Genomic DNA, 10,493 nt, shown 5'->3' with positions numbered 1-10,493 from the left:
CACCGACGACGGCGCTGCCCGCGGGGCCGCTGCTGGGCGGGCTGCTGGTCGACTCCGCCGGCTGGCGGTGGATCTTCCTGCTGAACGTGCCGATCGTGGCGGCGGCGATGGCGGGCGTGCTCGCCGTCGTCGGTGAGGCGGGGGCGAGAGAGCGGCGGGCCGTCCCGCTGGACCTGGCGGGGATGGCGCTGGCCCCCGTCGTGCTCGGCGGCCTGGTCTGGACGGTGATCGCCTTCGGGCACGGGCAGCGCGGCACGGCCGCGGCGACGGCCGTCCTGACGGTGGCGGCCGCCGCGGCGTTCGCGGTGGCGGAGCGGCGGGCGGCGGCGCCGATGGTCCCGGGCGGGCTGCTGCGGGCCCCGGCGTTCCTGGGCGCGGGCGGCATCGCGCTGATCATGAACCTCGCCACGAACGGGGTGCTGTTCGTGGCGACCCTCCGGCTGCAGCAGGCCGAGCACCGCTCGGCACTGGCCGCCGGGGCGATGCTGCTGCCGATGGCGGTGCCGCTGGCGATCCTGGCGCCGGTGAGCGGGCGGCTCACGGCGCGGTTCGGGACGCGGGTGCCCCTCGCCGCCGGGACCGCCATCGCCGCCGCCGGGTCCCTCGGCCTGCTGGCGACGGGCCCGGGCGGCTCCTACGGGGCGCTGCTGCCGGTGCTGCTCGGCGTCGGGATCGGGGACGGCCTGATCGTCACGGCCGTGGTCGCCGCGGCGATGCGCGCCGTCCCGTCCGGGCACGCCGGGCTGGCCGGGGGCTTCAACAACACCGCCCGCCAGGTCGGGACCGCTCTCGGCGTCGCGGTGTACGGGGCGGTCGCTGGTTCGGCGCTGCGCCCGGCGCACTTCACCGCGGGCCTGCACACCCTGGCGTGGGTGAGCCTGGCCCTGTGGCTGGCGGCGCTGGGGCTGGTGCGCGTCGTCCCGTCCCGCTGATATCCGGTTGGCAGGGCGGGTGTGACCCTTAGAACGGTCGGCGTGCTTCGCAAGTACCCCCGGACACGGCACATCAAAAGCTCCCGGCTCCAGCCCGGTGACCACGACCTGGCCTCGGTGCCGTTCGACGCGATCGCCGGGCGGTACCTGGTGGTGGAGGAGAAGCCGGACGGCGCGAACCGCGGCATCAGCTTCTCCGCCGACGGCGGGCCGCGGTTACAGAGCCGCGGTCACTACCTGGCGCGCGGGCACCTGCGTGCCGGACGGTCGTTCGTGTGGAACGCCACCAACGTGTCGGGGCAGCTGCGCGAGCGGTGCGCGGCTCGGGTGAGCCGCGTCCGCGGCGGTGGCCTGGGTGGGCGGGGGCGTGACGTTTAGGTCGCGAGCAGGGGGAACGGGCTCTAGTCCAAGCTTGAAGCAGGCTTCGGAAACGGAGAGCACGTGGAGGGGGCCCAGAGGCTATGAGCACCGTGCGGCCGACACACGACGGCAGAACAGGTGCCGGAACCGCGGGCGCGTCCCGGCACGACGGCGCGTCCCGGCAGGATCACGCCCGGACGGTGCCGGGCGAGCACGACGGGCAGGGCACCGGCGAGCTGGTGAGGCAGGCCACCCAGCAGGTGTCGGAGCTGATGCGGGCGGAGCTTCGTCTGGCCGTGGCCGAGCTGAAGGACAAGGGCCGGCACGCCGGGACGGGCGCCGGGCTGTTCGGCGGCGCGGGCCTGGTGTCGCTGTACGGGGTGGGGGTGCTGCTGGCGGCGGCGGTCGCCGCGCTGGCGCTGGTGCTGCCGGTGTGGGCGTCGGCGCTGATCGTCGGCGCGGTGCTGCTGGCGGTCGCGGGTGTGCTGGCGATGCTGGGCCGCAGGCAGACCGCGCAGGCCACGCCCCCCAAGCCCGAGATGGCGATGGACGGCGCGCGCCAGACCGTCAGCGAGATCAAGGAGAGGGCGCACCGATGACGACCCAGGGCAGGCACGGCGCCGACGCCGGGACCGAGGAGCTGCGCCAGGAGGTGGACCGGGCCCGCCACGACCTCGGGGAGACCGTCGAGGCGCTGGCGGCCAAGGCCGATGTGAAGGGCATGGCGAAGGAGAAGGCAGCCCACGCCAGGGACAGGGCTCGTGATAAGGCCGTCTCGGCCCGGGACGCCGCGTCGTCGCGGGCGTCCACGGCCAAGGGCGCGGCGACGTCCCGGCAGGGCAAGGCCAGGGCGCGGCAGGGCGGCGCGGTCGCCGCGTCGGCGGGGGCGGTCGCGCTGGTGGCGGTGCTGGTGCGGCGCCGCCGCGACCGGTCGCCGGCGGTCAAGGCGCGGTTCCGGCGCTCCCGGTCCGGCCCGGTGCGGGTGCGGCGCCGTCCGTTCTGACAGCCGCCGCGAGAGAGCGAGAGAGGCAGTCATGAGCACACCCGCCGGCCCCACCGACCTGCCCCCGCCGTCGTGGGGGCGCGCGCTCAAGCGCACCGCGGGCGAGTACAAGCACGACAACCTGTCCGACTGGGCCGCCGCGCTGACCTACTACGCCGTCCTGTCGATCTTCCCGGCGATGCTGGTGGTGGTGTCGCTGGTCGGTCTGGGCGGCCGGTCGGTGACCCAGGATCTGATCAAGAACGTGGGCGGGCTGGCCCCGGGCCCGGTGAAGGACCTGCTCGTCAGCTCCCTCACCGAGCTCCAGGGCAACCGCGGCGGCGCGGGGGTGGTCGCGCTGGTCGGCCTGGCCGCGGCGGTGTGGTCGGCGTCGGGCTACGTCGGGGCGTTCATGCGCGCGTCCAACATCGTCTACGACATCCCCGAGGGCCGTCCGATCTGGAAGACCGTCCCGATCCGCATCGGCGTCACGCTGGTCACGCTGGTGCTGCTGTCGGCGTCGGCGATCGCCGTGGTGGTGTCGGGCCCCCTGGCCCGCAAGGCCGGCGACCTGCTCGGGCTCGGCTCGGCGGCCGTCACCACCTGGAACATCGCCAAGTGGCCCGTCCTTTTGATCGTGGTGAGCTTCCTGTTCGCGCTGCTGTACTGGGCGGCGCCGAACGCCAAGCGCGGCTTCCGGTGGGTCACCCCGGGCGGTGTCCTGGCCATCGCGCTGTGGCTGGTGGCCTCGGCGGCGTTCGCGCTGTACGTGGCGGGCTTCTCCTCCTACAACAAGACCTACGGCAGCCTCGCCGGTGTGATCGTCTTCCTGGTCTGGCTGTGGATCACCAATCTGGCGATCCTGCTGGGCGCGGAGCTGAACGCCGAGCTGGAGCGCGGGCGGGCCATCGCCTCGGGCCTGCCGCCCGAGCGGGAGCCCTATGTGGAGCTGCGCGACACCCGCGCGTTCGACGAGGCGGACAGGCGCGAGGCCGGAATGGACGGGCCGCGCGGCGCGGACGGCTCCGGAAACGGGCGGCGGGAGGACGAACTTCGGGCTTCGGGGCGGTTTCCGGGAAATCACGGGTCGCCCAACAGGGAATCACGTGAATAGGATCACCATGTGCTGCGTCCCACATATCCCATCGAGACCGAGCGGCTGACCCTGCGGCCGTTCCGTGAGGGCGACCTGGAGGGCCTGTTCGCCTACCAGTCCCTCCCGGAGGTGGCGCGGTTCCTGTATTGGGAGCCCCGGAACCTGGAGGAGTCCAGGTCCTTCCTGAAGCAGAAGATGACGGCCTCCACCGTCGACAAGGAGGGCGACTGGCTGGTCCTGGCGGTGGTGTGGCGCGAGACCGGCGCGGTGATCGGCGAGGTCAACCTGCAGTGGCGCAGCCGGGAGCACCGCCAGGGCGAGATCGGCTACATCCTCAATCCCGGCTACCACGGCAAGGGTTTCGCGACCGAGGCGGCCGAGGTCGTGCTGCGGCTCGGCTTCGAGGGGCTGGACCTGCACCGCATCGTGGGCCGGCTGGACGGCCGCAACGCCGCGTCCGCCCGCGTCCTGGAGCGGCTGGGCATGCGCCGCGAGGCGCACCTGGTGGAGAACGAGATCGTCAAGGGCGAATGGACCGACGAGATCGTCTACGCGATGCTCCAGGACGAGTGGCACGCCCGCGAGAAGAGCTGAGCCCTAGCGGCCGGCCTGCTCGGTGAGGGTCCTGGCCAGGTCGCGGACGTGGTCGCGCAGTTCGGCGGGGCGGCGGACGATGAACGGCCAGCCGAGTCCGGCGAGCATCCGCGCCATGCCGTCCAGGCGTTCGGCGCGGGTGGCCATCAGCACTCCCCCGTCCACCTCGGTGAGCGTCGCGGTGGAGGCGGGGACGCGGCGGCGGGCCTCGGCGAGGGAGGTCTCCAGCACCACCTCGACCTCGTGGGCGTAGGGGACGGCGGCCAGTGACCGGGTGACGTGCCGGACGGGGTCGACGCCGCCGGGGATCTCGAACGCGGCGGTGCCGGGCTCGGCCGAGGCCACGCGGTCGACCCGGAAGGTGCGGACCTCGCCGCTGCGGTGGTCGTGGCCGGTGACGTACCAGCGGCCGGAGTGGAACACCAGGCCGTAGGGGTCCAGGTCCCGTTCGCTGTCGGCGCCCCGCCAGGAGCGGTAGCGCAGCCGGACGCGGCGCCGCTCGCGGGCCGCGGCGGCGAGGGTGAGCAGGGCCTCGGTGGCGGGCGCGGCGGCGTCTCGGGCGGCGAGGGTGAACCCGAGGGTCTCCCGCAGCGCCTGGACCCGCTCGCGCAGCGCGGCGGGCAGGACGCGCTGGACCTTGGCCAGGGCGCTCTCGGTGGCCTGCCCGGGCAGGCCCATCCGGCGCCCGGCGAGCAGGCCCAGGACCACGGCGGTGGCCTCGTCGTCGGTGAGCATCAGCGGCGGCAGCTTGTAGCCCGGCATCAGGCGGTAGCCGCCGTAGCGGCCGCGTTCGGCGACCACGGGGACGCCGAGGTCCTCCAGCCGGGCGGCGTAGCGGCGGACGGTGCGCTCGTCCACGCCGAGCCGCCGCGCCAGCTCGGTCCCGCGGATGCGGTGGTTGGCCTGCAGCAGTTCGAGCATGGCCAGGACGCGGGTCGTGGGGTGTGACACGGGTCACTCGCTTAATCCGGGCGGTTTCTGTCCGGTATCGACTTTACGCTGGGATCACATTCACGAGGAAGGGCGCTGACATGGCGACGTTCGTACTGGTTCCCGGTTTCTGGCTCGGCGGCTGGGCGTGGGACGAGGTGGCGGCCGGGCTGCGGGCCGGCGGGCACGAGGTGCACGCGGTGACGCCGCCGGGGCTGGCCGAGCGGGCGGGCGAGGCGGGTCCGCACGTCGATCTCGACGCCCACATCGCCGACCTGGCCGGGCTGATCGAGGACGGCGGGCTGCGCGAGGTGGTGCTGGTCGCGCACAGCGGGGCGAACATGGCGGCGACGGGGGCGGCCGACCGGGTCCCCGAGCGGGTCGCGCGGATCGTCTACGTCGACACCGGGCCGATGCCGTCGGGGCTGGCCGGCATCGACTTCTACGACCCGGACACGCGCGCGGCGATGGAGAAGCGGGTCGCGGCGGAGGGCGACGGGTGGCGGCTCGCGGTGCCGCCGTTCGACCCCGGGGCCGACCCGGTGAACCTGGCGGGGCTGAGCGAGGAGCACCTGGCGGCGATGCGCGAGCGCGGCACGCCCCAGCCGTTCGGGACGGTGACGCAGCCGCTGACGCGTCCCGAGCCGCTGCCCGACGTCCCGCGCACGCTGATCCTCGACACCTTCACGGTCGAGATGGTGCGGCAGATGGCCGCGGGCGGGAACCCGGTCTTCGCGCTGATGACCGGGCCCGGCTGGACCTACCGGGAGCTGCCCACCGGGCACTGGCCGATGTTCTCCCGGCCGCGTGAGCTGGCGGCGCTGCTGGAGGAGTCCGCCGTCACGCAGGGGTGAACGCGCTCAAGTGACCGATCGGTCACCGTCGAGTGCGGTGCCGGTCCTGCGATCGGGGGCGCGGGTGCGGGGGACGACCAGGGCGCGGCCCGCGCAGGCCATCAGCACGCCGAGCCCCCACCCGGCGAGCGCGTCGGTCGGCCAGTGGTAGCCGAGCGCGACCACGGCGAGGGCCACCCCGGCCGCCAGGGCGTGCGCGGCGGCCGTCCAGCCGCGGGACGCCCCGGCCAGCGCCGCGGCGAACAGCAGGCAGGCGGCGGCGTTGGCGGCGTGGCCGGACGGGTAGGACAGGAAGCCGCCCGCGAACAGCGCGTCCTGCCCGGTGCGCGGCGGCGTCCGGCCGAACGCCAGCTGCGCGCCCCGGATCGTCCCCTCGCTCGCGGCCAGCCAGATCCCGGCGCGCACCAGCAGCGCCGCGCTGCGGGACCGCCAGGCGACCACGACCGCGGTGATCGCGGCCAGCGACCCGGCGAGCCAGTACTGGCCGCCGTTGACGACCGTCCGCCAGGCCCAGTGCCAGGCCCCCGAGCGGGCGGGCAGGCCGCCGGAGAACACCCAGTGGTCCAGGTGGCGGAGCGGGCCCCCGGCGAGCACGTCGAGGGTGGCCGCCGCCGTCACCACGGCGGCGGCCACCGGCAACGCGTGGGGAGGCGGCCGACCGCGAAGGCGCCCGCCCCCCGACCGGGGCACCCGCATCCCTCGATCCTGCCTCATGCGGCGGGATTCGGGGAAAGTCCCACTTCTCCGCAATGCGGCGGGGGCTTTTGTTACTCCGCCTCGCAGATCGTTTCGGTGGGGTGCAGGACACACCCGGCGGATTCCCTGCACCGCGCACATCTACGGCGACGGCCGCCACAACCGCCCGCGCGGGCCCGGGAGGCGCGCCTGGTCTGGCCGGCGCTGATGAAGGCGGTCGGCGCCAAGGCGTCCTGACCTGCGGGCCCGGTCAGCGGACCCGGCCGCCCGGGCCCCGGGCCTCCCGGACCCGGGTCCACGCGGGCCTGGTCAGCGGACCCGGCCACCCGGGCCCGGGCCACGCGGGTCCCGTCAGCGGGTGCGGTCGCCCCGGGCGCGGTTAGCGGGTTCGGGGCACCAGGGCATCGCCCAGGTGCGGTGTCCCGCGCCCGTGCGGCGCGGAGTGGAACACGCCCCGGTTCCGGGCGGCGGCAGCGGCCGCCGCCCGGAACCGGGGCGCCGGTGCGCCTGACGTCAGCCGAAGTCGACGTCGGAGCACTGGTAGAAGGCGTTGCCGGTGTCGGCGATGTCCCACACGGCGAGCAGGATGTGCCGGCCGTGCCGCGCCGGGAGGGTCCCGGTGTGGGTGGCGGTGGTGGACGGCTGGCGCCCGTTGTAGTTCTGCTGCAGGAACGGCGTGGCGTCCAGCGCGGCGCGCGTCAGCGGCTGCGTGGTGTTCCATCCGTCCTTGGTGAGGAAGTAGCGGAACGACGTGGTGGAGTGCGGGGCGGTGAAGCGCCAGGCGATGCTGATGGCGCCGGCGGTCACCTTGGTCGCGGGCCAGCCGGTGCCGCCGCGCTGGTCGTCGAGGGGCGACCAGCGGCCGTCGGCGCCGGCGCAGATCGTGCCGTCGCGCGGGCCGCTCTGGGGGAACCCCTTGGGGCCCTCGACGCCGTCGGGGTCCCACTCGACCTGGCCGCAGTTGGTGACCTTGTGCGTGCCGCAGAGGTAGCTGCGGCTCGGCGGCGAGTTGGTGAACCCGTGCGAGAGGGCCGGGACCGCGAGCGCCACCGGGAGTGCGACGGTCGTGGCGGCGGCGAGCGCGAGGCTGGTCTTCCTGGGCATCCTGCGTCTCCTTGGCGGGGAGGTCCTGGGGACCTGGAGTGCGGAGTGAGCCGGGGGTCGCCCGGATGGACGGCCCGCCAACTCAAAGGAAACTTTCCTGTCAATGAGAAAGGTGGCCCTTCCGGCGCGGTCCGTCAAGTGCTGGGCCGGACGAGTCGCCGGACCGGGCGCCGGACCGGGCGCTCGCGACCGCTGGTGGGGGCGGGCGGCCTCAGGCCGCGACGAGGGCGCGGCGGCGGGCGTGCGCGGTGATGGCGTCGGCGGTGTCCTCGGGGGTCATGGCGGCGGTGTCCAGCCACCAGCCGGTCCCGTCCAGCTCCTCGCGCATCGACCGGTCGAGCGGGCCGAAGTCGAAGTCGACGCGCTCGCGGGCGGGCCGCGCGAGGTTGCGGCGGCGGCACACCTCCAGCGGCGGCGCGAGGACCACGAACATGACCGGGAGCGGGCGCAGGCCGCCGGCCATGAACGCCAGCACGTCCCGGTCGGGGACGACGTGGTCGATGACCGGCGTGAAGCCGTCCCGGGCGAAGCTCGCGGCCAGCGCGCACAGGTTGCGGGCGCGCAGCCGCAGCTGCCGCCGGGACTCCTCGCCCGGCTGGTCGACCCGGACCCGGCCGTTGACGATCATGTTGGCGACGTCGTCGCCGTCCAGGCGGGCCGAGCGCGGCAGCCGGGCCGCCACCAGGCGCGACACCGTGGTCTTTCCGGCCCCGGGGAGCCCTGAGATGATCAGGCATCCGGGAAGGGGCCCGCCGGCCGCGTCGGGGTTCGAAGGGAGGGCCATGGAGATCATCCTGCCGGGGCGGGCCGTCCCGGCGCACGTGGATTTCCGGTGGTCCTGGGCACGGCGCCGGGCGGGCTCGGGCCGTCCCGCGGGGTCAGTGCCGGTAGCTCAGGCCGTGGCCGAAGGGGTAGAGGAGGGTGCCGGGCCGGTCGCGGGCGGGGATGGCGACCGGCAGGCGCCCGCGCGGGTCGATCTCGCCGAACAGGGCCTTGGCGGCCGCGCGCAGCGACTCGGCGGTGGCGGAGTAGGTGGCCAGGTAGGTGCGGGCCTCGGTGAAGTAGGCGATGTCGTAGGGGTCGCGGGCGGCGATGACGACGACGGGCCGGCCGGTGGCGACGAGCGCCTTGACGAGGTTCATCTGGCCGGGGCCCTGGTGGGCGCCGTCGGTCCGCACGTCCCAGGCGCGGTTGGTGACGGCGACGACCAGGTCCTGGTCCCGGGCGGCGGCGACGGCCCGGTCGACGGCCGCCTGGCCGGGGCTCAGGCCCGTCTCCCGGACGGTCGTGGCGGCGCCGCGCCTGCCGATCTCGGTGGCCAGGGCGGCGGTCGCGGCGGCGCCCCATCCGGTGACCAGGACCTTGCGGGGGCCGGGCCGCAGCGGCAGGACGCCGCCGTCGTTCTTGACCAGGGTGGTGGCGCGGTCGGCGGCGCGCTGCGCGGCGGCCAGGTGGGCGGGGGTGCCGACGGCGCGGCCGACGCGGGACTCGTCGGCGTAGGGGGCGCGGAACAGTCCGCGCCTGTTCTTCAGCTCCAGGATCCGGTAGACCGACTCGTCGACGCGCCGCTCGGTGAGCTCGCCGCTGCGGACCGCGCCGGCGACGGCGGCGAGCTGGCGGGCGAACACGCCGTTGCCGGAGGCGTCGGCAGGGGGCTTGAGCAGCACGTCCACGCCGGCCTTGAGCGCGAGGACGGGGATGCGCTCGTCGCCGTACTTGTCGCGGACGCCCTGCATGTCGAGCGCGTCGGTGACGACGACGCCGCGGTAGCGCAGCCGGTCGCGCAGGATGCCGGTGAGGATGGGCCGCGACAGGGTGGCGGGGTCCAGGGAGGGGTCGAGCGCGGGGACGACGATGTGCGCGGTCATGATCGAGTCGGCGCCGCGGGCGATCGCGGCGCGGAACGGCGGCAGGTCGAGCCGCTCCCACTCCTGGCGGGTGTGGCCGATGCGCGGGACGCCGGTGTGGCTGTCGGTGGTGGTGTCGCCGTGGCCGGGGAAGTGCTTGACGGTCGCGGTGACGTTCCCGGCGCGGTACCCGTCGATCTGCGCGGTGACCATGGAGGACACCAGCGCCGGGTCGGAGCCGAACGAGCGGACGCCGATGACGGGGTTGGCGGGGTTGACGTTGACGTCGGCGTCGGGCGCGTAGTTCTGGTTGATCCCGATGGCGCGCAGTTCCCGTCCGGTGATGCGGGCGAGGGCCTCGGCGTCGCCGGCGCGACGTCCGGCGGCCAGGGCCATGCCGCCGGGCGACTGCGTGGCGGGCGGCGGGACGCGGGCGACGATGCCGCCCTCCTGGTCGGTGGCGATCGTGGCGGGGATCGGGACGCGCTGGGCCATCGCGGCGCGCTGGATCCCGTTGGAGAACGCGGCGAGCTGGGCGGGGCTCTCGACGTTGGCGGGGCCGGCCGAGTAGTAGATGAACCCGCCGGGGTGGTAGCGGGCGACGACCTGGGCGGCGTTGTCGACCCCGTACAGCCTGCGGTTGGCGGCGACGGCGGCGGGGTCGGTGGTGTCGGCGCTCTTTCCGTGCACTTGCAGGACGAACAGCTGCGCGATCTTCTCTTCCAGCGTCATCGACCGCAGGACGCGCAGCAGCCTGGGGTCCTTCCCGGCGTGGTGGCCGCCGGCCCGGGCGCCGGGGGCGCTGAGGGCGGTCACGGCGAGCACTCCGGTGGTGAGCGCGGCCAGGCATCTGCGGGGACGGTACATGACGGCTCCCTCCCGCCCCCGAGCGGCCCGATGAGGACGATCCGAAAACGATCAAGCTGTTGGTGGCACGCTAACCCGGCGCCGCGTCCCCGTCCACCGTGCCGGGTCGACGATGCCGTCCGGGCTCGTCCTGGAGGCGGTAAAGCGTCCGGGGTCAGCGGCGGCGCCACCGGACATGCACCCCGCGGTCGCGTTCGGGCTGGTGCTGGCCGGCGCCGCCGTCGTCGGGCC

At 75.0% G+C, this 10,493-nt stretch carries 11 protein-coding genes and 1 pseudogene; 7 read left to right on the top strand and 5 right to left on the bottom strand.

What is annotated here, in order from left to right; translation table 11 throughout:
• The 6 genes and pseudogenes from E1298_RS38110 to E1298_RS38085 all read left to right on the top strand — a co-directional run.
• A partial coding sequence (locus tag E1298_RS38110; RefSeq protein ID WP_131902189.1) for an MFS transporter occupies positions 1-932 on the top strand: 932 nt, incomplete at its 5' end.
• A gap of 42 nt (positions 933-974) precedes the next feature.
• Positions 975-1,181, top strand: a pseudogene (locus E1298_RS38105) (RNA ligase family protein); the annotation flags it as partial.
• A gap of 212 nt (positions 1,182-1,393) precedes the next feature.
• The gene (locus tag E1298_RS38100; protein ID WP_131902187.1) at positions 1,394-1,891 is read left to right on the top strand and encodes a phage holin family protein; all 498 of its coding nucleotides are present in this window, start codon (positions 1,394-1,396) and stop codon (positions 1,889-1,891) included.
• Complete coding sequence (locus tag E1298_RS38095) at positions 1,888-2,295, top strand: DUF3618 domain-containing protein (RefSeq protein ID WP_131902185.1); 408 nt, start codon at positions 1,888-1,890, stop codon at positions 2,293-2,295. Before E1298_RS38100 ends, E1298_RS38095 begins: the two co-directional genes overlap by 4 nt.
• A 31-nt stretch (positions 2,296-2,326) precedes the next feature.
• Positions 2,327-3,388, top strand: coding sequence for a YihY/virulence factor BrkB family protein (locus tag E1298_RS38090; RefSeq protein ID WP_131902183.1), 1,062 nt, complete (start codon positions 2,327-2,329; stop codon positions 3,386-3,388).
• Positions 3,389-3,397: 9 nt separating this feature from the next.
• Positions 3,398-3,964, top strand: coding sequence for a GNAT family N-acetyltransferase (locus E1298_RS38085; protein WP_131902181.1), 567 nt, complete (start codon positions 3,398-3,400; stop codon positions 3,962-3,964).
• Positions 3,965-3,967: 3 nt separating this feature from the next.
• Here E1298_RS38085 and E1298_RS38080 read toward each other — a convergent pair whose 3' ends face one another.
• Positions 3,968-4,915: a helix-turn-helix transcriptional regulator gene (locus E1298_RS38080; protein ID WP_131902179.1), complete on the bottom strand. Its 948-nt coding sequence runs from the start codon at positions 4,913-4,915 to the stop codon at positions 3,968-3,970.
• An 80-nt stretch (positions 4,916-4,995) separates the two neighbouring features.
• On the opposite strand from E1298_RS38080, the gene E1298_RS38075 reads away from it, so the two are divergent.
• On the top strand, positions 4,996-5,748 hold the full coding sequence (locus E1298_RS38075) for an alpha/beta fold hydrolase (RefSeq protein WP_131902177.1): 753 nt from the start codon (positions 4,996-4,998) through the stop codon (positions 5,746-5,748).
• A gap of 6 nt (positions 5,749-5,754) precedes the next feature.
• On the opposite strand, the gene E1298_RS38070 is transcribed toward E1298_RS38075, so the two are convergent.
• The 4 genes from E1298_RS38070 to E1298_RS38055 all read right to left on the bottom strand — a co-directional run bounded on the left by E1298_RS38070 (position 5,755) and on the right by E1298_RS38055 (position 10,262).
• On the bottom strand, positions 5,755-6,381 hold the full coding sequence (locus E1298_RS38070) for a phosphatase PAP2 family protein (protein ID WP_243726058.1): 627 nt from the start codon (positions 6,379-6,381) through the stop codon (positions 5,755-5,757).
• A gap of 576 nt (positions 6,382-6,957) precedes the next feature.
• Positions 6,958-7,548, bottom strand: coding sequence for a lytic polysaccharide monooxygenase (locus E1298_RS38065; protein ID WP_131902173.1), 591 nt, complete (start codon positions 7,546-7,548; stop codon positions 6,958-6,960).
• A 211-nt stretch (positions 7,549-7,759) separates the two neighbouring features.
• Positions 7,760-8,332, bottom strand: a complete 573-nt coding sequence (locus tag E1298_RS38060) for an AAA family ATPase (protein ID WP_131902171.1) — start codon at positions 8,330-8,332, stop codon at positions 7,760-7,762.
• A gap of 94 nt (positions 8,333-8,426) precedes the next feature.
• The gene (locus E1298_RS38055) at positions 8,427-10,262 is read right to left on the bottom strand and encodes a glycoside hydrolase family 3 protein (protein ID WP_131902169.1); all 1,836 of its coding nucleotides are present in this window, start codon (positions 10,260-10,262) and stop codon (positions 8,427-8,429) included.
• Between the last annotated feature and the right edge of the window lie 231 nt (positions 10,263-10,493).

This window comes from Actinomadura rubrisoli (genome assembly GCF_004349215.1).
Lineage (GTDB): Bacteria > Actinomycetota > Actinomycetes > Streptosporangiales > Streptosporangiaceae > Spirillospora > Spirillospora rubrisoli.
Note: the sequence above shows the minus strand (reverse complement) of the source record. Positions and strands in the feature narration are given on the sequence as shown.